This window comes from Methanobacterium alcaliphilum (assembly GCF_023227715.1).
Taxonomy (GTDB): Archaea; Methanobacteriota; Methanobacteria; order Methanobacteriales; family Methanobacteriaceae; genus Methanobacterium_E; species Methanobacterium_E alcaliphilum.
The window spans coordinates 1-21,932 of the sequence record NZ_JALKIF010000013.1; the positions used below are offsets into that span (position 1 = coordinate 1).

General features: G+C 30.6%; 15 protein-coding genes. 10 read left to right on the plus strand and 5 right to left on the minus strand.

The features are described from left to right. Positions 1-588: 588 nt before the first annotated feature. A complete protein-coding gene (locus tag MXE27_RS09700) occupies positions 589-1,596 on the minus strand; it encodes an SIS domain-containing protein (protein ID WP_248612235.1) in 1,008 nt (335 codons plus the stop codon). 360 nt (positions 1,597-1,956) lie between these two features. Here MXE27_RS09700 and MXE27_RS09705 point away from each other — a divergent pair, with 360 nt between their 5' ends. From MXE27_RS09705 to rfbB, 6 genes are all read left to right on the plus strand, one after another. Further along, the gene (locus MXE27_RS09705; RefSeq protein WP_342766004.1) at positions 1,957-2,475 is read left to right on the plus strand and encodes a glycosyltransferase domain-containing protein; all 519 of its coding nucleotides are present in this window, start codon (positions 1,957-1,959) and stop codon (positions 2,473-2,475) included. Between the two features lie 62 nt (positions 2,476-2,537). After that, complete coding sequence (gene rfbD / locus MXE27_RS09710; RefSeq protein WP_248612237.1) at positions 2,538-3,374, plus strand: dTDP-4-dehydrorhamnose reductase; 837 nt, start codon at positions 2,538-2,540, stop codon at positions 3,372-3,374. A 212-nt stretch (positions 3,375-3,586) separates the two neighbouring features. Then, positions 3,587-4,459 carry a glucose-1-phosphate thymidylyltransferase RfbA gene (rfbA, locus tag MXE27_RS09715; protein WP_248612238.1) on the plus strand — a complete coding sequence of 291 codons (873 nt, stop codon included), beginning with the start codon at positions 3,587-3,589 and terminating at the stop codon, positions 4,457-4,459. A gap of 95 nt (positions 4,460-4,554) precedes the next feature. Next, the gene (locus MXE27_RS09720; protein WP_248612239.1) at positions 4,555-5,640 is read left to right on the plus strand and encodes a galactosyltransferase-related protein; all 1,086 of its coding nucleotides are present in this window, start codon (positions 4,555-4,557) and stop codon (positions 5,638-5,640) included. Continuing rightward, positions 5,637-6,194 (plus strand): dTDP-4-dehydrorhamnose 3,5-epimerase, encoded by a 558-nt coding sequence (rfbC, locus tag MXE27_RS09725; protein ID WP_248612240.1) that lies wholly within the window; start codon positions 5,637-5,639, stop codon positions 6,192-6,194. Before MXE27_RS09720 ends, rfbC begins: the two co-directional genes overlap by 4 nt. Before the next feature lie 41 nt (positions 6,195-6,235). After that, a complete protein-coding gene (gene rfbB / locus MXE27_RS09730; protein WP_248612241.1) occupies positions 6,236-7,237 on the plus strand; it encodes a dTDP-glucose 4,6-dehydratase in 1,002 nt (333 codons plus the stop codon). Between the two features lie 58 nt (positions 7,238-7,295). Here the strand turns inward: rfbB and MXE27_RS09735 are convergent, their stop codons facing one another. After that, a complete protein-coding gene (locus MXE27_RS09735) occupies positions 7,296-8,441 on the minus strand; it encodes an FkbM family methyltransferase (RefSeq protein ID WP_248612242.1) in 1,146 nt (381 codons plus the stop codon). A gap of 297 nt (positions 8,442-8,738) precedes the next feature. On the opposite strand from MXE27_RS09735, the gene MXE27_RS09740 reads away from it, so the two are divergent. From MXE27_RS09740 to MXE27_RS09755, 4 genes are all read left to right on the plus strand, one after another. Further along, a complete protein-coding gene (locus tag MXE27_RS09740) occupies positions 8,739-10,160 on the plus strand; it encodes a glycoside hydrolase family 99-like domain-containing protein (protein WP_248612243.1) in 1,422 nt (473 codons plus the stop codon). Positions 10,161-10,166: 6 nt separating this feature from the next. Further along, positions 10,167-12,608, plus strand: coding sequence for a glycosyltransferase (locus MXE27_RS09745; RefSeq protein ID WP_248612244.1), 2,442 nt, complete (start codon positions 10,167-10,169; stop codon positions 12,606-12,608). Positions 12,609-12,854: 246 nt separating this feature from the next. Next, entirely contained in the window at positions 12,855-15,236 is a 2,382-nt protein-coding gene (locus tag MXE27_RS09750; protein WP_248612245.1) for a glycosyltransferase family protein, read from the plus strand. Between the two features lie 26 nt (positions 15,237-15,262). After that, complete coding sequence (locus tag MXE27_RS09755) at positions 15,263-16,582, plus strand: UDP-glucose dehydrogenase family protein (protein ID WP_248612246.1); 1,320 nt, start codon at positions 15,263-15,265, stop codon at positions 16,580-16,582. A 174-nt stretch (positions 16,583-16,756) separates the two neighbouring features. Here MXE27_RS09755 and MXE27_RS09760 read toward each other — a convergent pair whose 3' ends face one another. Genes MXE27_RS09760 through MXE27_RS09770 form a run of 3 tightly spaced genes read right to left on the minus strand, consistent with a single transcriptional unit; the run spans position 16,757 to position 21,918 of the window. Next, positions 16,757-19,006, minus strand: a complete 2,250-nt coding sequence (locus MXE27_RS09760; RefSeq protein WP_248612247.1) for a polysaccharide pyruvyl transferase family protein — start codon at positions 19,004-19,006, stop codon at positions 16,757-16,759. Positions 19,007-19,010: 4 nt separating this feature from the next. Continuing rightward, positions 19,011-20,780: a CDP-glycerol glycerophosphotransferase family protein gene (locus MXE27_RS09765; protein ID WP_248612248.1), complete on the minus strand. Its 1,770-nt coding sequence runs from the start codon at positions 20,778-20,780 to the stop codon at positions 19,011-19,013. Positions 20,781-20,808: 28 nt separating this feature from the next. Further along, positions 20,809-21,918, minus strand: a complete 1,110-nt coding sequence (locus tag MXE27_RS09770) for a glycosyltransferase family 2 protein (RefSeq protein WP_248612249.1) — start codon at positions 21,916-21,918, stop codon at positions 20,809-20,811. Positions 21,919-21,932 lie beyond the last annotated feature (14 nt).

Below are 21,932 nucleotides of genomic sequence, written 5' to 3' on the forward strand. Positions count from 1 at the left end.
GGCTTAATCGAACCCCAATAGCAGTAGCCTCCGCCAGGATCAAACGGATTTAAAACTACACTATTATAGTTAGCTTTTATATTGGGAAAGTACATGAAAAAACAGGAATTAGTTCAGTAAAAAAACATCACATTCCATAAGCATAGGTATTTTTAGCACATGTACGCAATATGCAGCAATCAAAAATCACCACATACTACCACAAACCAACATCAAACCTGAACACTGCATGTATCCAAGGATACAATGGATCAGGCCCTCATTTTAATAAGTATCATAATATTTAGCCACAAATGGAAATTACAACTTTCACAGAGTGACGATAATCACACTCCAGTCGACGCCTTAATTCATGGCACATACAATACACAACACACACAGAAACACAAACATATTAGAAATTATTGCAAAAAAGTGATATGAAATTAATCAAAAACAACCCATAATAAACCCCTAATCAAGAAAAACTACTATGAAACTAAGTTTTTTAGAAATGTAATTATTGTAAAAAAATAAGGAAAAAACTTTGATGAATTCAACTTCCAATAATAATATAAATCAAATAATAAGGGAAAATTCTATTATATATTAATATCTAACCTTCCCAATATGTCTCGTACTTCCTGGATCTTCTCCATTGAAATGTGCTAAATAGTATATGAACCATTCCAATGGAATAACCAGGATGAATGGAGATAATATACTATTAATATCAGCATAGTCCTGCATTCTAAAGAGGATATTTTTTGTCCCTATATTTTCACAAAATTCAACTGATTTTTGAGTTAATATATCACCTGGAAAATTTGAATCTAAAAATATAACCGGCACATCTTTTTCGACTCTTTCAATTAAGCCATGTCTGAATTCTCCAGAATACAATGGGCAAGCGTGTTTTAGGGCACCTTCCATTAACATAGTCATGGCTAATTTATAGGCTAGACCATAGTTAGGACCAGATCCAATACAATAAAATAAGTTTTCATCTTTAAATTCATTTGCTAACTCTTTATTCTCTTTTTCTGTGGATTTAATTAATTTTTCCATTATATCTGGAATTTTTGTTAACTGTTCAAAGATTTTGCGGGATTTAAAATCATCAAATGCTCCAAATAGAACATAATATAATCCCATTAATTGAGTAACATAAGTTTTAGTACCCAATATTGCTTCTTCTCTTCCACCTTCAGTGACAACAGCAATATTTGCTTTTTTGGCCATAGAACTATTTTTTTCATTGGTAATGACTGCAGTGTACATTCCTTCTTCATTTGCTTTTTTCATAGCATCTCTAGTATCTGCCGTTTCGCCAGATTGTGAAGTAAAAATAGCAACAGAATTTTTATTAGATATTTTTTTATGATAATAAAATTCGTATCCTGTTAAAACATCCACATTAACATCTTGAACCATTTCTAAGGCATATTTTGCAGAATAACAAGTAGAAAGAGAACTTCCACAACCTATTAAATATATTTTTTCTGTTTCTGATATTTTTCTAGCAATAGAATCTAAATTTTCCTTTTGAGACTCTAATGTTTTTCTAATAGCATTAGGTTGTTCTAATATTTCTTCATACATTTTATATATGACCATATAATCCCTCAAATTTCTAAGGAAATTTTAATAAAATTTATTATAACTTATATTTTTTAATTTCTTAATTATACATGAATTTGATAAATTAATTTATCGACTATTCATAAAAATGATATACTCTAATATCATTTATTAACTAATATATTTTATAAGAGAACATCATCATTAGATTAAAATCAGGAAGATACTAATGTTAAACCATTTTTTAAATAAATTATTTCCAAAAAAACAAAAGAAAGTAATTTATACGGCTATTACTGGAGACTACGATGAATTAGTGACCCCTACTTACATCAATAAAACTGGGATTACATTTGTTTTACAGATAATAAAAATATTAAATCTAAACACTGGCAAATTCGAGAAATGGAAAATTCTAATTTAGATAAAATAAAAAAAGCTAGGAAATACAAAATTTTACCACATAGATACTTAGAGGAATATGATCAAAGCCTTTGGGTTGATGGGAACTTTATGATTCTAAATGACATTAACAAATTTATAAAAAAATTTGCCAAACAAACATCCATGATGTGTATTGCTCATCCAGATAGAGAATGTATTTATGAAGAAGCAGAAGTTTGTATAAAAGTAAAAAAAGATTCTGAAGAAATTATTTCAAAGCAAATTAATAAATATTCTTTAGAAAAATATCCTCCGAATAATGGTTTAATTGCAAGTGGAATTTTATACAGAAAACACAACGACCCCCAAGTAATAAAATTAATGGAAGATTGGTGGAAAGAAGTTAAATTACACAGTCGTAGGGATCAATTAAGCTACAACTATGTCTGTTGGAAAAATAGGTTCCATTATGATGAATGCGATCTGCTTTACTGGAATAATAAATACTTTAATCGTCTTGAACATAAATAATAGGGGTAATTCACTAAAAGAGAATATTTAAAATAATTAACAATATAAACATGGTGAAAAGAATGAAAGTATTGATTATAGGTTCAGAAGGTATGTTAGGTCATGATTTAGTAGATGTCCTATCTGAGGAAAATGAAATTAGCACCACTACCATTGATACTCTGGATATCACAGAAATTAAAAAAACAATAAAAACTGTGAAAGATATCAACCCTGATGTTGTTGTTCATGCAGCAGCATTTACTGATGTGGATGGCAGTGAATCACATGAAGATTTGGCATATAAAGTGAATGTAATTGGAACACGCAACGTTGCTGTTGCATGTAGAGAAGCAGACGCTGCGCTGGTTTATATATGTACTGACTATGTTTTCGATGGAACTAAAGGAACAGCTTATCGGGAATATGATCAAGTCAATCCTCTAAGTGTATATGGTAAAACTAAGTACTTAGGCGAAGTCTGTGTAAAAGAAATTCTTAATAAATTTTACATAGCCCGAACATCGTGGTTATATGGATTCCATGGGCCTAACTTTGTCACCACCATGCTAAAACTTGCAGAAAACTATGACAGCATTAATGTAGTGGGTGACCAGATAGGTTCGCCAACATATACTGTGGATCTTGCTAAAGCAATTGCAGAGCTCATTAAAAAGCCCATTTATGGTACTTATCACCTTACCAACAGCGAACATTGCTCCTGGCATGAATACGCTCAGTTAATCTTTGAGAACGCAGGTATTGAAATTGAATTAAAACCAGTTACTACCGAAGAATTTGGAAGTGCAGCAGCACGGCCCAAATATTCAGTTCTTGAAAATTACAACTGGAAAATGGAGGGATTCCCCCCAATTAGGAGTTACAAAGAAGCTTTAAAGGATTATATGAAATTATTATAATCTTCTTTAATTTTTTAGAATTAATAATAATAAATAATATATTGAATGAAAAATAGGGCTTAATAAAAATTAATTCTTCTTTTTTTAAAAAGTAAAATTGTTTTATTTTATATTATTTAATAAATAAGGAAATTTTATTAACTTATTTTATTAAAATATTTAAGAGATAAAAGTGCGTATATTTTCTAAATTATTATAAAGGAGAAAACAGAATGAAAGGAATTGTACTTGCAGGAGGATCTGGTACTCGACTTTATCCTATTACCAAAGCGGTTTCCAAACAATTACTCCCCATTTATGACAAACCCATGATTTATTACCCTCTTTCCGTGCTTATGTTAGCTGGAATTAAGGAAATACTTATTATTTCTACCCCTAGAGATCTACCATTATATGAGGAACTTTTAGGAGATGGTAGTGAACTGGGAGTATCATTTTCATATGTTGTGCAGGAAGAACCACGGGGACTGGCAGATGCATTTATTGTAGGGGAAGAATTTATTGGTGATGACAGCGTAGTCCTGGTTTTAGGGGACAACATATTTTATGGTCACAGATTTAGTGAAATTTTGCAAAGAGCAGCACAGATTGAAGATGGAGCTGTTGTTTTTGGTTACTATGTAAGGGATCCACATGCTTTTGGAGTAGTGGAATTTGATGATGATGGTAATGTGCTTTCGCTTGAAGAAAAACCAGAACATCCTAAATCGAACTATGCCATACCCGGACTTTACTTCTATGATAATAGCGTAGTAGAAATTGCCAAAAATGTCAAACCATCTGATCGTGGTGAAATTGAAATCACATCTGTTAATGAAGAGTACCTAAAAAGAAAACAATTGAAGGTGGAACTTTTAGGAAGAGGAATGGCTTGGCTAGATACGGGGACTCATGTCGGGTTATTAGAGGCCAGTAATTTTATTGAAGCAATTCAAAAAAGACAAGGATTTTATATTGCTTGTTTGGAAGAAATTGCTTATAATAATGGCTGGATTGATGATGAAGCTGTGCTAAAAACAGCTAAACACTTGGAAAAAACAGATTATGGAAAATATCTCATGGAGTTACTTTATTCAGAGGAATAAATTGACCACAAAACTATGAAATTAAAAAAGTTATTAAGACGTGGTTAAAGGCGGATAAACACTATTAAAATTGAATATCAATAATAGGGATTTTAATGATAAAAAAGCAAGTTAAAAAGCATATAAAAAGGAGTGGGACTTACAGAGTTTTAGAAATAGATAAAAATAAGCTTGAATCCCAATACTCTAAAATTAAAATATTATGCGACAATATTAACGCCGAAAACAAGTCCTTGTTAAATCAATTGAAAAATAAAGAAGAACAAGAAAAAAAACTTATAAAATCATTGAAAAATAAAGAAGAACAAAAACGAAATCTTAATTTGTTAATTCGAAATTTAAAAGCTGAAAACAAAGACCTAAAATCTTCTTTAAAAGATAATTTAATAAATAAACAAAAAATACAAAATTATTCCAATTTAACAGTTATTATACCCTACCGTAAGACGACGGATAAACAAAGAGAAGAAAACGTAGAAATAACTTTGAATTATCTAAGCAAACTGGGAATAAAAAATCTTGTGATATCAGAACATTCTGATTTTTCTGCAGAAAATGATTTGAATGCATATGAAAATTTATTTGATTCATTTAGAGTTATTTTTAGTAATTCAAATGGAGAAAGTTTTAATAGATCCCTAGCAGCAAATAAAGGAGCATTATATTCAAAAACACCATACATTTGTATACATGACATGGATTGTTTAGCTGAGAAGATTAATCTAGAAAAATCACTCAATTTATTGGATGAAGGTTTTGAGATCGTATTTCCATTCAATAGGCGTATTAAAGACATAGAAAATAAATCAGAATTTACAAAATCATATGACTTTAATGCAGTTGATTCCATAGAACAAAAACGGGATTTGAATGATGGATGTATTGTTTTTTGGAATAAACAATCATTTATTGAAGTTGGCATGTTAAATGAATATTTCAAGGGTTGGGGCGGGGAAGATAACGAAATCATGATACGGGCAGATTTACTAAATATTAAACAAATACGAATAGATGAAATAGTATATCACCTCTACCATGATCAACCACGAATAAGATCAAAAAATAACTCAGAACTACTTCGAAAAATGTTACAAATGGACAAAGAAGAAGTTCTTAATGAAATAAGAAAATGGCCATGGGCCATAGAAGCTAAAAAATTGAGTATGGAGAATAAAACATGAGTAAATTCAAATTCACAGAAACATCTATTGAAGGAGTTCATATTATAGAACCTACTGTGTTTGGTGATGAGCGAGGTTATTTTATGGAAACATATCATGAGGGCGAATTTAAAGAAGCCGGGCTTGATATGAAATTTGTCCAAGATAATCAATCTAAATCTAAAAAAGGAGTTCTAAGGGGACTTCACTTCCAATATACTAAACCTCAGGGAAAACTTGTTAGGGCTATAAAAGGGGAAGTTTTTGATGTGGCTGTTGATTTGAGGAAGGATTCAGCTACTTACGGAAAATGGGAAGGAATAATCCTTTCTGAAGAAAATAAAAAACAATTTTATGTTCCAGAAGGGTTTGGGCACGGATTTTTAGTATTGTCTGATGAAGCAGAATTTACTTATAAATGCACCAGCTTTTATGAAGCTGCAGATGAAGGCGGAATCCTCTGGGATGATCCCGAGATAGGAATTGAATGGCCACTTGAAGATATCGGAGAAGTTATTTTATCTGATAAAGATAAAATGTGGAAAACCTTAAAAGAAACGGATGTTGATTTTTAACACATAATTTTATTTTAAAATTAATTATTTGAGGCGAAAAGATGACAAAAATACTTATTACTGGTGGAGCCGGGTTCATTGGCAGTAACTTTGTTAGATATATGCTGGACAAATATCCAGATTATGAAATCATAAATTTAGATGATCTAACCTACTGTGGAAACTTAGAAAATCTAAGTGGGATCGAAGAAAACCCCAATTACATTTTTATCAAAGGCAATATAAACGATAAAAAATTAATTCATGAAATTGTTTCAGATGTGGATTATATTATAAATTTTGCAGCTGAATCCCATGTAGATCGAAGTATAAAAGATCCTGAAATATTCATCAAATCCAATATATTAGGTACGCAGGTTCTTCTAGATGCAGCCAAAGAATTTGGAATAAATAAGTTTTTACAGATATCTACAGATGAAGTCTATGGTTCTTTAGGAAAAGATGGTTATTTCAGAGAAGACACCCCTCTTGCAGCAAACAGCCCATATTCTGCCAGTAAAGCAGGAGCAGATTTAATGGTTAGAGCTTATCACAAGACCTTTAAGTTACCCATTAACATCACCAGATGCTCAAATAATTATGGTCCTTACCAATTCCCTGAGAAATTAATTCCATTGATGATTTCTAATGCCCTTGAAGATAAGGAATTACCGGTTTACGGGGATGGTTTGAATGTAAGGGACTGGTTACATGTATATGACCACTGCACCGCCATAGATCTTGTTCTTCATAAAGGGAAATCTGGAGAAGTGTATAATATCGGTGGAAATAATGAGAAACCCAATATAGAAATTATTAAATTAATTCTTGAAAACCTAGAAAAATCTGAAACTCTCATTAAATATGTTGAAGACCGATTAGGTCATGACAGGAGATATGCTATTGATTCCAGTAAAATACAGAAAGAATTAGGATGGGAACCTAAATATACCTTTGAAACAGGTATTGCTGAAACTATCCAATGGTATTTAGATAACCCCGATTGGATGGAAAAAGTAAAAAGTGGAGAATATCAAGGTTATTACGAGAAGATGTATGGGTAAAAATTCTTTATTTTTCCCATTATTTTTATTAACTTTTAAGAAAAATAATTAAATTCCATTATTCCGCTAAAGAATATTCATTATAAAACTTTTCTTTAACAAAACAAAAATTATAAACAGATTCTGTGATATACTCTTTCCGAATCTTCTTAAATCCTTGTAATTTACTTTCAAGATCTTGTGTTTCTAAATGAATTTCTCCCATAATAACATCTATTTTATCTAATAAATCATGGGATATTAAATCATCTATAATTTTATGTTCAGCACCCTCTGTGTCAATTTTTAAGACAATATTAGAAGTAATATTTTCATTTTTTATTATAGTAGATATTACATCACTTGCCATCTTTACCTTTGATTTTTTTATCTTCATTTGTTTTTGTTCTCTTACCCATTCTGATTGTGTTTTTGCAAATTCTAAATTAGCTGTAGTTATTCCATCATAGCCGGGAATATAGTATAGCTCTAAATCTTTCTCTTCATCATAAAGACCAAAATTATATGCATTAATTTTGTTAGATAAAGTTTTATTAAGCTTAAAATTTTCTAAAGCAATTTCATATGTATTATCATCTATTTCAAATCCAAAAACGGCTTTACATGAATCTAAACTTGCGAATTTTAGAGAAGCATATCCTCTATTCATACCAATATCAAAAACAACGAATTCTTTAAATGCATATAATTGTGGTATTGAATAACCATTGCGTGCAAATATTTCCTCAATAGTCCAAGATCTATTATTAGTAGATAAAATTATGCCATCTTCTGTTTTCAAATATATTTTCTTTTCAGCAAATGACGCAGCTAATAATTCAATATTATTATAATAACACATCTGGAAAAAATGATCTGTATTTACCAACATTTCCTTAAACAAAAGTTCATCGCCATTAAAAAAGTATTCTTTAGTTTTTTTATAGTTTTCATTTAATATATGGATGGCATTATCGATATCTAATCTTCTAGAAGACCAATCCCCTATAAATCTATCAAAATTATCATGATCATTATCCAATTTTTTATACCGGTTATTCAATTTCACTTGATCAGTTTTGTATAACTCAATGAAATCCTTGATTTCTTCGCTGTTTTTATAATAATCCTTTATAAATTTATTTATTTTTTTATAATTTTTCAAATAAATATTGAAAGATTTGTTAGCCTTTTTGATTAATTTAATAGGATTTTTAATGGTCATAAAAATGCACCTTTGTAAGATATAACCTAATATGTATATATATTTAGTTTCAAAATTAAATTAATATAAATGATTTTTTCATAAAAGGAGTTGTAAAGTAGTGGGTTAAATAATTTTCAGAGAAATTTTTTATAATTACTATGTTTCTAGTTTGCTAAAGAACAACGACTAATAGATTAGGAATAATGATGAACATTCTAACACCCACTTAACTTTATAGTCTCTCACAAAAATAACTATATTTTTCAGTTTTTTAATTTCTTTTTTTGCAAACAAAAAGCGTAAGGGGCAACATAGATGTCTTATGAAAATACAAAAATCCAAAAGCCATCCATAATTGGCTTTATAAAACAGATTTATAAAAAGTTACCGATCACTCAACAAAAAAAAACAAAGATAAAAAATGGATTTTATATACATTTTGGATTTTTATTAAAAAATAAACCCATGTATAAAAATTGGAAAAAATCAACAGCACATGAAAAATTGAGGGTTAAATACAAAAAAAAGTCACAAAACTTTTCCAATCTATCAAAAAAATATGGTAAACTCAAAAATGAACATCAAATAAACTCCCAATATATTTTTAATCTCTTAAATTCGTCTAATAAATATTCTAGCTTCGTGGAGTATGAAGATAATTTCAATGTGAACTTAACCCCACAAGATATAAAATTAATAGCTTTTTATCTCCCCCAATTTCATCCCATAAAAGAAAATGATGAATGGTGGGGTAAAGGTTTCACTGAATGGACAAATGTAAGTAAAGCATTACCTAAATTTATAGGGCATTATCAACCCCATTTGCCCATTGATTTGGGATTTTATGATTTAAGATTAATTGAAACGCAAAAAAGACAAATTGAACTTGCGAAAAAATATGGCATTTTTGGTTTTTGTTTTTATTATTATTGGTTCAATGGCAAAAGATTGCTAGAAAAACCATTAAATATGTTTTTAAACAACCCTGAACTGAACTTACCCTTCTGTTTATGCTGGGCAAATGAAAACTGGAGTAGAAGATGGGATGGAATGGATGAAGATATCTTAATTGCACAGAAATATTCTCCAGAGGATGATTTAAATATTATAAAAGATTTGAGCAAATATTTTAAGGATGGAAGATATATCAAAATTGATGGAAAACATTTAATAATTGTTTATAAACCCCAATTACTCCCTAAACCCCGAGAAACATTCAAAATATGGAGAGAATACTTTAAAAAAGAGAATTTGGGTGAATTGTTCATACTTGGAGCAAAACGCCATGATTTTACTGATCCTGAAACATATGGTTTAGATGGAGCCGTGGAATTTCCACCAAATACGCCTCATCCAACTCAAAGCAAACCAGTTCAGTTCATAAATAAAGGAGCAAACCCCACCGTATATGATTTAGAAAAATTTGTTGCGAATAAAGAGTACATGGAAGAAGATAACTACTTCAAATTTAAAACAGTCATCCCTTCATGGGACAATACTGCCCGCAGAGGGAATAACGGGCAAGTTTATGTGAGTGATCCTTCTATCTATAAAAAATGGTTATCTGATGTTATTACATTTACTAACGAAAATATGGATCAAGAAAAAAGATACATATTTATTAATGCATGGAATGAATGGGCTGAAGGTGCTCATTTAGAACCAGACCAAAAATTTGGTTATGGATACTTAAAAGCTACTGCTGAAGCCATATTAGAAAGTAGAAAAAAGGAATGAATTTAGATGGTGCTAAAAAAAGCTAAAAATTTCAATATTTTAAAAAATCCAACACTTTATATTCTATTAAATGAAAAATGGAGAATTAAAAACGCATCAATCTATATCAACGCTTATAAAAAGATAAAAGAAGCCAATCTTTTTGATAAAAAATACTATTTAAGTAATAATCCTGATGTGAAAAATGCCAAAATGGATCCGTTAATTCATTATTTTTATCATGGATTTAGAGAAGGTAGGAATCCTCATCCCCAATTCAACAATAATTATTATCTTAAAAGATATAAAGATGTGAGGGATTCCGATCTCAATCCCCTTGTCCATTATAGTTTATATGGAATAAAGGAGGGGCGACAAACCAAAAAAAATTTATCACCATATGACCACTTCCAAATAAACAGGATTTTAGATGCTTTGAATCCGAAAGAAAAAATAGTCATTATAATACCAATTTATAATGCTTATGAAGATGCAAAAAGATGTATAGAAAGCGTTCTAAAAAACACCCCAATCCCCTATGAATTGATATTAATAAATGACAATAGCACAGATGACCGAATTAAACCATTATTAAATAAAATAAAAGATAGGGGCAATATTACAATCATAAATAATCCCAAAAATCAGGGATTCATAAAAAATATAAATTCAGGAATGAAAATTTCAAAAGGAGACGTTGTGATATTAAATAGTGATACTATAGTCACTCCCAAATGGCTCCCTAAACTAATAATTGCAGCCTATTCAGATGAAAGGATAGCTACTGTAACACCATTAACCAATGCATCTAGTGTTTCTGTGCCAGAAATGGGGGAAGACAACCCAATACCAGAATTTTTATCACTTGATGAAATGGCACATTTAGTTGAAAAAGCATCAGAAAATATACATGTTAACGCCCCCACTGGAAATGGTTTTTGTATGTTCATCAAAAGAGAAACTATAAACCACATTGGTTTATTTGATGAAAAAAGTTTTGGAAGGGGATATGGAGAAGAAAATGATTTTTGTATGAGAGCATTATATAAAAAATGGAAGCATACATATGATGATTCTACATTTATTTATCATAATCGAAGTGCTTCATTTTCTTCAGAATCTATTAAATTAAAAGAAGAAAACCAGATAATACTCGAAAAAAAACATCCTACTTATATAAAAAGAATCTGGAAATTTTTTGACTCCAAAAAACTTAAAAATATCCAAGATCACGTGAAATATGCATTAAATAGTGCTAAAGAAAAGGGAATATGTAAAAGAAGAATTTTATATGTTGTTCATCATGGTGGTGGAGGCACTCAATTTACAAATATAGATCTTATGAAAAATGTTCAAAAAGATTTTGATTGTTTTGTACTTGTTTCAAATTCTAAAAAAATTACTCTACAAAGATACATAGACAACAAATTTGATACAATAGAATCATGGGATATTGAATCAAAATGGTCCGCGAAAGATTTTTACAATTTAGAATTCCGAGATGTTTATTTTAATGTTATTACTGCATTAAAAATAGATATTATACATATAAGGCATTTAATACAGCATACTTTTGATTTACCGATAATAGCAAAAAAATTGGGTATTCCTTTAATCATTTCTTTCCATGATTTCTATTTCATTTGCCCATCTTATAATTTACTTGACGAAAAAAATAAATATTGTGCTGGTAACTGCACAGAGGGAGACGGTCAATGCAATCTAACTCTGGAAATATTAAAAGATCTCCCTAACCTCAAATCATTCAGCAAAAAATGGCGGAAAGAAGTTTCGAAAATATTACCCTCCGCTTCTGCATTTGTAACTACTTCTCAAATTGTTAAAAAACTTTTTATTTCGATTTATCCAGAACTATCACAAAAAGAATTTATTGTTATAGAACATGGCCGAGATTTTAAAAAAAATACAGACCTTGAACCATATGAAATACCTTCAAATGAAAAACCTACTAAAATTTTATTTCCAGGAGATATAAAGAACCAGAAAGGTGCAGAATTTATTAAAAAACTCAAAAAATTTGACAAAAATTCTTTATTAGATTTTCATTTTATGGGGGCTTTAGATGATGATTTGAAGTCATATGGAACTTATCATGGGCATTATAAAAGAGATAATTTTTGTCAAATCGTGAAAAACGTTAAGCCATCTTTTATTGGAATACTATCCATATGGCCAGAAACTTATTGCCATACATTATCTGAAGCATGGAGCTGCGGAATACCAGTTTTAACCACCAAAATAGGAGTTTTAGAAGAACGAGTGAACAAAAATGGTGGAGGGTGGCTTTTAGAGCTTGAAAACCCATCCAAAGCTTACCAACAAATATTGAAAATTATTGAATCAAAAGAAAAATATATCAAAACCGCTAGGAAAGTGAATAAAATTAAAATAAGAAATACTGAAGAAATGGCAGATGATTATCTTGAATTGTATAATAAAAAAATATAATTCAATGATTAACACAAACTTTTTATCAATTTTTTTGAATATTATTGATTAAAGAGAAATCCATCATATATATAATTCGAAATTTTTAAATAGTTCTTTCACTTAAATTCATTATCTTATATTAATCATTCTTTTAATTAGCTATCTAATCCTAAACGTCATCCCAATAATTTTGACAAAGAATAATTACAAATTAGCTAAAAATTGAAAACTTTATAGTATAACCCAAATAAGGACGGAAACTAAATGGCGTATGATAAAAAAATATTCTCCATCAGCATGGTTAAAAATGAAATGGACATCATTGAATCATTCGTAAGATATAATTCTAATATTTTTGATGGAATGATTATTTTAGATAATGGAAGTACCGATGAAACTCTACACATATTAAAACTTCTTGAAAAAGAAAATCTCCCAATATTTATCTTTGAAGACACAGACAGTGAATTTGATAAAGTTGCTAAAATGACACTCCTTCTAAAAAAAGCAGTGGAAGAATTTAATGCAGATATTATTGTCCCATTAGATGCGGATGAATTTTTAATATCAGCCAATAAAAAAAACCCAAGAGAGTATCTAGAAAAAATTGAACAAGGCACTTATCATTCTGTTTTATGGAGAACTTACATCCCATATTTAGGAAAAAACAAGACGGACAAATTCATACCTTCCAGAATCACTTACTTTAGGGATGAAAACATTGAAAGATCATTGGTAATAGCAAATTCTAAAATAATAATTACCAAAGATTTAGTGAAAAATTATGATATAGAAATAGGTCGAGGAAGTCATAGATTATTATATAGTCCAAAATATGAAGATTCAATGAAACTTGTTCACAATGATGATTTACGGATAGCTCATTTTCCTATAAGATCAGTTGAACAGGCAATTTCTAAGGTGTCTATAGGATGGATAAATGCATTATCCAGTACTGAAAGAAAACCCAGGCACAGTTTACACTGGAAAAAAATATTTGACCAAATTAAAAATAATGAAACTGTCAAAAAAGAAGATGTGACTAGATTTGCATCAGAATATGCTTTAAAAGAGGACAATGCCGAAATTACATACACTAAAGATCCTATGGAACTATCTTTCTGTAAAAATATTGCGATAAAATATACTGATCATAAAATAAACCCATTGTCCAATATATTAGAAGCGTGTGAACAACTGTCACATAATTATGTAACCTTTAAAAAAGAAACAAAGAATAATAAAGAGATTAAAAATTTAAAATCTAAGTATTACACCTTGGAATATCATTGTAATATTAATAGGTCACTATACCAAAGATTGATTTCTAAATTTCCTAGTTTATTCCTATTAACCCATCCACAAAATGGTATGAAAAACACTTTACTTAATATAAAAGGTTATACTGCTATAAAAAAGAATAAACTATTAAATATTGGTTTTTATCTAAAAAATAGCCCAAGTGTAAGGCAATCTGGAATGGATCCTATTTTGCATTATATATATCATGGTTTCAAAGAGGGTAAGAAGCCAAATCCTTCATTTGTAGCGAAATATTATTTGAAAAGGTATAAAGATGTTAAAGAATCCAATTTAAATCCACTGGTTCATTACAGTTTATATGGTATTAAAGAAGGAAGATTAATATCACAAAAAGCTGCAAAAAAACAGAAGATTAAGCAATTAGATGAAACAGAAAAAACATTTTCTCGAGAAGATGTAATCAAAAAGAAGCTAGATATAATCAGTGGAAAAGAAAACCTTGAAATTTCAATTAAAGTTCCTGCTCCTGATTGGAAAACCTGTCAATACTGGGGAGATTATCACTTTGCTCTTGCTTTAAAAAAACAGTTCGAAAGAAAAGGACATGACGTAAATATTCATTTTGCTTATCAATGGGGAGAAGAAGATAACGCAGATGTAGTTTTTGTTCTAAGAGGATTAGTTAAATATGAACCAAAACCACACAACTTTAATATCATGTGGAACATTTCCCATCCAGATATGGTAAGCCTGGAAGAATATAATGAATATGATCATGTTTTTATTGCTTCTGAAAAATGGGCTGCTAAATTAAAGGATGAAGTAAGTGTTCCAGTAGAACCATTATTGCAATGCACCGACCCAGAAGTTTTCTATCCTGAACCATCCTCTGAATATAAACATGAATTATTATTTGTAGGAAACGGAAGGAGAAATTCCCGGAAGATTATAAAAGATTTATTACCAACCACTAAAGATTTTAGTTTATATGGTAAATATTGGGGGGATAAAGTAGACCCCAAATACATTTCTGGAGAACATATCTCCAACATCGAACTCCATAAAGCATATTCTTCATGTGAAATATTACTTAATGATCACTGGGATGATATGCGTGAAAAAGGATTTATATCTAATAGATTATTTGATGGATTTGCATCAGGTGCTTTTATAATATCCGATGAAATCGATGGGGCTAAAGAAATTTTTAATAATGAATTAGTTACTTACTCTGATGCAGAAGAATTAAATAAATTAATTGATTATTATTTAGAACATGAAGATGAAAAGAATCATAAAAGTGAAAAGTGCAGAGATATAGTCTTAAAAGACCATACTTTCGAAGTAAGAGTATCTCGCATTTTAGAAATTCTAAAAAAGTAATCATTTTATGAACATAAGGGATAAAAATGAAAATCACAATTATTGGAACAGGTTACGTGGGATTAGTTACAGGAACATGTTTTTCAGAGATGGGAAACCTGGTTTACTGTGTAGATATTGATAATAATAAAATTCAAAGTCTTAAAAAAGGAATCGTCCCTATTTATGAGCCCGGTTTAGAAGAGTTAGTGGTGAGGAACTTTGAACATGAAAACCTTGTTTTCACTAAAGATTTAGTTGAAGCTTTAACTAACTCAGATATCTGTTTTATTGCTGTTGGAACCCCTATGGATGAGGATGGTAGTGCTGATTTGAAATACGTTCTAAATGCAGCAAGAGAAATTGGCCAAAAAATGTCCCATGATTTGATTGTGGTGGATAAATCAACCGTTCCAGTAGGTACCGCAGATAAAGTAAAGGAAACCATACAAAAAGAACTGGACAAAAGAGAAGTTCCTTACAAAATCAATGTTGTTTCAAACCCTGAATTTTTAAAAGAAGGTGCTGCAGTAGAAGACTTTATGCATCCTGATCGAATAGTCATTGGTTCAGACAATGAAGATGTTATTGAGATTATGAAAGCATTATATGCCCCATTTACTCTCAACCATGAGAGAATGATAACTATGGATATTAGGAGTGCTGAAATGACCAAATATGCATCTAATGCCATGCTGGCCACCCGTATATCATTTATGAATGAAATGGCCAATATCTGCGAAATCGTCGGGGCTGATATAAACCACGTGCGAATAGGCATGGGTAGTGATAAAAGAATTGGATACAGCTTTTTATATGCTGGTTGCGGTTATGGGGGAAGTTGCTTCCCAAAAGACGTTCAGGCATTAATCAAAACCGCCCAAGATCACGACTATGAATCCAAAATATTAAAAGAAGTTGAAAATGTTAACCACGAACAAAAAAGAGTTATCATTAAAAAAATCATTAAAAGATTTGGTGAGGATTTATCTAACCGTACTTTCGCTATTTGGGGGCTCTCATTTAAACCAGAAACTGATGATATGCGAGAAGCACCATCTGTGGTTATTATAAAAAAGTTAATAGAATTAGGTGCAAATATTAAGGCTTACGATCCTAAGGCCATGGAAATAGCTCAAAAATATTACTTTAAAGACGAAAATAGTATACAATTTTTAGATAAATATGATGTAATCAATGATGCCGACGCATTAATATTAATCACCGAGTGGAAAGAATTTAGAAGTCCTGATTTTGATGAGATTGGCAAAAAGCTAAAAAATAAAATCATTTTTGACGGAAGGAACCAGTATAACAAAAATTATCTGGAAAAGATGGGCTTTGACTACTACCAAATAGGAAATTAAAAATAAATAAGTTAGCAACCCCCATTTATTTTAAATATTGATTCATATTTAACATAGTTAATCCCCCGAACCTAGGGATTAAGTATATTTATTTTATTTTAATGAGGGAGTTGGCTTTGGAGTGTCTTTTGAATATTATTGATGGATAATGTGAGATTTATTTTCTACAATTAATCACTTTTTATGCGTATCCAATCTCTGTTTTAAAAGATTATAAGAATAGAGCAGTTCATCTATATTTTCTTTATTCAACCTGTCAAAGAATTCATTGCGTTCCCTGCGCATAATAACAGGCCGTTTATGGTTTTTGATAAATGCTTCTCCCATGGTTTTTTGGATTATCTTTAATTGCCCCTCTATTTTATCCAGTAAGATTTGACCTTTATCATTATTTACAATTATAAGGGAAGTTCCCCTATCATCATTCCATTCTTCTTCAATCTTTTCAATACCCCAGAAATCAGCGATGGTTATATCTCCTGCCCGGTTCTCTTTTATAAACTCACAGTTATAACAGCATGGTCTGGCAGTGAGTCCCATCTGAAATGCTCGGGTGTAATTATTGTATTTAGCATTTTCAATTATTTTTTTGCCGTTTTCAAATATTATTTCTACAGAGGGAGAGTTCCATCCCTTTGATTTATTCTTGAATTTAAAGTCTATGACTTTTGATTCAAATTTTTCTTCTAAATAATGTATGTATTTCCGGAATACTTTAGGAGATGGGTTAGAATGGCATAAAATCTCTGTTGTGAATAGATTATCTTTGTTTCCAATATATCCTTTCAATCCTGCTACATGGCAGGGAATTCCAGTGAAGAGAACTTTTTTACCATCATCTAAGAGTTTTTTTATCTCGGGAAGGATTTTTTCAATGTTGCTTCTAACATATTTAGAACCGCTGAATTTTCTGCACTCCTCCATGGTCTCAGCAACCATATATCGAGCCTCCATATTCTCATCATATGCCACTCCCACCACGTATCCACCGTTTTCAATAAATTCCTGTGCTAGTGGTAAAAATATTCCTCCAGAAGAGCTGGATTCCCTCACCTCTTTATGTGTGTTATAGGCAGCATATACTAAATGCATATCCGTATTTTTTAGTTCATCCTTAGAGAATATACAGGTTTTTTTGCATAAATCACAGTTGTTGCATCTTTCTTCATCTATTTTAGGATATACAAACCCTTCAAAATCTTCAACCATGCTAATAGCACCGGTGGGGCAGATCTCTTTACATGCATAACAACCATAACAAGTTAATTTCAGCTTATTTTCAAAATAATTTGGTTTTACTTTTTTATCTTTGACCATTGATTTTTTCAAGAAGTTGATTGATTCTTGTTTCAAATCATTAAGTTTCTTCCCTACATCAACATAATCAATTTTAACATCTTTAATATTGCTAAATTCATTGGAATCTGTGAATAATACTTGTTTAAGGTTTATTTTTTCCAAAAACTGCAGCACTCTGGCAGAAGTCACCTGGTGTGGTGCAGAAATGAATGGTTTCTGGTAGATGATGGAGAAAATGTTCCCGTGAAATGAATTAGTTACCACATATTTAGCATTAGCCAGGACCCCTAAAAATTCTCGTGGTCCCATGTCCCATACATGATCCATCTGTTTTTTAAATACTTTTTCTGGTTTTAGATAAGGGCTGGAAAATACCACTGGTAAGTTTTCTTCCTGAGATATCTTTTCTGCTATTTTATAGAGTTCTTCATTACGGTCAATGACATATACAAAAATATAATCCTTGTCTTTAAATGAGGGGTCTATTTTGAGTTCGTCATAGTCTTCTTTTTTTAGAAGCAATGTTGGGTCAATGGTCACGTCTAATGGTTTGTCGGTGCATTTTTTCAGTGCTTTAATGGATGATTGTTCTCGAATTGAAATATTATCCAGATTAAATAGATACTGTTTAAAAATAGGAATATCATATTCGTTGATAGTGTCTGTACCTAAACTGGCAGCATAAGCTATCTTTTTAGAGTCTTCAGGCAAGAAATCTAAAAAATAAGGTGGTTGTAATCCCCTCGTGATATGTGCGCTCCATATTTGATCGCTTCCACATATATAAAAATCATGGCCCCACTCAGCGTCCATTAATTGGTTAAGTGTATTGTAAGGGGGGGTGAGATTAAAGTATTCTTTAAAGAATGTTTCGTAGTTATCATATTTGGTGATTTTGTATTTGTCCAGAGTATGTAATTTTATTCTACTTAAATAAAACCCTATATCCAGTAATCCTTTTTTACTTCGCCTGTAGGGATTGTATACATAATCAATCTTTTTATAACGGTAGTTGATTATCTCTGTCTCGAAACCCAGATTTTCCAATGTTTTTTGGAGAGCATATGCCTGCAGTGATGCTCCGAAGTTATGAGCTGAATTTAAAGTTAGTATTCCGGCTTTCATGTAATCATTCACTTAATTTTTCAATAAAATCTTCTAACTTGATTATCTTGTCTTTTTTTGGATATACTTTTAAAGCGGGTTCCAATAAATTTCTTTTGAGTAGAACTACCTGATCATAATAAGACAGGGTTATCTTCTCTTTTTTTAATTTTTTTATCAAATCTTTGTGCATGAAAATTGTTTTTTGAGAAGGATATCTCGCAAAAAGATTAATTATCTGTTTATCATGCCCTGTGATGTGTATTATTTGATCAAAGTCAATGGAAGGGTAATATTTATTTAAATTACGTTTATAAAACCGATCTAATTGCTTTTTGATCTTATTACTGGAAATATTATACTTAAAAAACAGTTTTATGGCTAATGCGTCTTGGATAGTGACAGTCAAATTATCATGCAGGGGAATGTAGTTCAATTTATGTGATATTTCGTATAATCGCTCTGCATTATCTTTTACCTTAGATGCCCTAAAGGTCAGAAAATAATTTTTTTTGCTGAAATCGGCTTTATTGAAAAATTTTTTTAACGAATTATCATTTAAACTGTTAGTATAAATCAAAACATTTTCTTTACCATTCGATTTAATATTTTTTAATGGAATATCATTCTCTTTATTTAAAATAAGGTATTCGCAGATATTTTTTGCCGCGTCAAGATTATCATATTTGCAAAATTTCTCTAAAAATGGAGTATCTTCATAATTTTTAGAAGTATTTATCTCTTTAATTAAATCAGGCACATTATAAACCTGGGGAAATGGTAATTCATCCAATGAAAAGTAAGTGCCCACAGTTTTTAAGTATTCTTCTTCATCATAAGCAAATAATATTATTTTCTTTCCAGAACAAGCATAATCAAAGAATACACTTGAATAATCTGTTATCAAACAATCCGCAGAGTTCAAGAAATGATACGTTTCATAGTCTCTTGGAAACGGCTTTATATGATTATATTCTTTGTAATTAATTTGGTCTTTTACAACAGTATGTAATTTAACATATAATATCTGTTCTTCAGATAAAAGTTCATCAAGTTTAGATAAATACTTTTTAACTGCCTGGTTTTGGCCTTTGATATCCAGGTCGCTGTAGATACCTCTCCAAGTAGGCATGTAAACAATTACCTGTTTATCTTCAATTCCCATTTCAGATTTAAGGCTAGCTACTGCATTTTTATCAAAGAATATAGAATTTCGAGGGTATCCCTCATTCATAATCATGGCTTTACTCAGATTTTCCAGCATGAATGAACTTATCATAGTCTTTTGCATGAAAGGATTGGGATAGAGCAGATAATCAGCCATAACAAAATTTCGTTGTACATTACCCAGACCATAGCCCCTTTTAGCATTAGCTTTTCCCAATTTTTTAAGGGGAGTTCCATGCCATGTATTCAAATAAATTTGACCCTTCTTTTTAACAAAAGCTGGAGGTAAAGTCGCATCAGAAAATAAATAATGGGCACTGTAGAGGTATTTATAGTATTCTAAAGTGCCCGTTTCAGTGAATATAATATTAAATATACCATAGTTGCCTAATAAAACACGTTTAGTATCCCATAGTTTACTTTTTAAGGATATTACAACTTTATAAGTGGAATATTCTTTTTTGCTTAATTCTTTCAGAATATAAAAGATATTTCCCGCTATATCATTGCCATTTTTGGATTCTATGAAAATTAAGTTTTCTTCTAAGGGAAGATCAGTATAATAGTTATCTAAAACAGCATTTTTTCGATATAAGTGAAATTTTTTTTTTAATTTTTTAAGCTTCATGAGGAAAACTAACCTGAAATTTTTTTATTTAAACTGCTTTATTGGCCTGGCGGAATTTCCATAATTTCATTAAAATGTTGTCCTTTAATGCATTGGCCAGCATACAGGCACTTCTCATTATCCTTCCTTTTTTATTATATTTTTGAGTGTAAGTAGTCACTTTCTTAAGGGTTTCAACGTCATTGTCCTTGATTAGTTGATATTTGAACTTATCCCAGACTCTGAGATTTATGTCTTTTCCCAGGCCAATTTCATCCACCAAAGGAGTTATTTGGCGAATTAATTCTTTTAAATATTCTTCAGAAGCCATGTTTACTTTGTCCAGAAATATCATCAGGTCATATTCCATGCATTTTTTATAATGGGGAAGTAGTAATGAATTATATTCTGGTTTAGATTTATACAAATCAGATAATTTATTGATAATGAATACTCTGTCCTGGAGATTTTTAATACGCAGTGTATTTTGCGTGGTTGATATATTTTCACCTTCACGGAATCTCCAGTAGTATCGAGTCTGGGGGCATATTCCCACAGATTTTGCAGCGCAATGCATTTCCGCAGATATCAACAAGTCTTCATATAAGTACCCATCTAAAAATGAAAACTTGTTTTCATCCCAAAAACTCTTTTTTATAAGTTTATTCCATGGGCCGGTATCATATATCAGAGTGGGCCTTTCAAGTATGTTGGTGGAAACAATTACTTCATCAACAGGGATAGAAATTCTATGTAATTTTGCCCTCCATGTTTTTTCTGAATTGAAGCGGATAACATCACATAGAACCATATCGTGGTCATGTTTTTTAGCAAAATCGTATAATAACTCGTAGGCGTTTAAGTTAATGTAATCATCAGAGTCAACAAAAGCTATATATTCCCCTTTAGCCTCTTTAACGCCCCTATTTCGAGCAACAGATTGTCCTTCATTCTTTTTATCAATAATTTTAATGCGGTTATCACGTGCCGCGTAATCTTTTAGGATATTTAGAGAGTTATCTGTGGATCCGTCGTTGATGCAGATGATTTCAATATTTTTTAAGGTTTGATTAATTAAGCTGTCCAAGCACTCTTCCAGATAGTCTTCAGTATTAAAAACTGGAATTATGATACTGACTAAAATTTTATCTTTATTCATGAATAAACCCCTCA

Excerpts from the sequence above, each read along its gene's own strand:
- MXE27_RS09700 (WP_248612235.1), bottom strand. The coding sequence starts at position 1,596 with ATGGTCATATATAAAATGTATGAAGAAATATTAGAACAACCTAATGCT.
- rfbD (WP_248612237.1), top strand. The coding sequence starts at position 2,538 with ATGAAAGTATTGATTATAGGTTCAGAAGGTATGTTAGGTCATGATTTA.
- rfbA (WP_248612238.1), top strand. The coding sequence starts at position 3,587 with ATGAAAGGAATTGTACTTGCAGGAGGATCTGGTACTCGACTTTATCCT.
- MXE27_RS09720 (WP_248612239.1), top strand. The coding sequence starts at position 4,555 with ATGATAAAAAAGCAAGTTAAAAAGCATATAAAAAGGAGTGGGACTTAC.
- rfbC (WP_248612240.1), top strand. The coding sequence starts at position 5,637 with ATGAGTAAATTCAAATTCACAGAAACATCTATTGAAGGAGTTCATATT.
- rfbB (WP_248612241.1), top strand. The coding sequence starts at position 6,236 with ATGACAAAAATACTTATTACTGGTGGAGCCGGGTTCATTGGCAGTAAC.
- MXE27_RS09735 (WP_248612242.1), bottom strand. The coding sequence starts at position 8,441 with ATGACCATTAAAAATCCTATTAAATTAATCAAAAAGGCTAACAAATCT.
- MXE27_RS09740 (WP_248612243.1), top strand. The coding sequence starts at position 8,739 with ATGTCTTATGAAAATACAAAAATCCAAAAGCCATCCATAATTGGCTTT.
- MXE27_RS09745 (WP_248612244.1), top strand. The coding sequence starts at position 10,167 with ATGGTGCTAAAAAAAGCTAAAAATTTCAATATTTTAAAAAATCCAACA.
- MXE27_RS09750 (WP_248612245.1), top strand. The coding sequence starts at position 12,855 with ATGGCGTATGATAAAAAAATATTCTCCATCAGCATGGTTAAAAATGAA.
- MXE27_RS09755 (WP_248612246.1), top strand. The coding sequence starts at position 15,263 with ATGAAAATCACAATTATTGGAACAGGTTACGTGGGATTAGTTACAGGA.
- MXE27_RS09760 (WP_248612247.1), bottom strand. The coding sequence starts at position 19,006 with ATGAAAGCCGGAATACTAACTTTAAATTCAGCTCATAACTTCGGAGCA.
- MXE27_RS09765 (WP_248612248.1), bottom strand. The coding sequence starts at position 20,780 with ATGAAGCTTAAAAAATTAAAAAAAAAATTTCACTTATATCGAAAAAAT.
- MXE27_RS09770 (WP_248612249.1), bottom strand. The coding sequence starts at position 21,918 with ATGAATAAAGATAAAATTTTAGTCAGTATCATAATTCCAGTTTTTAAT.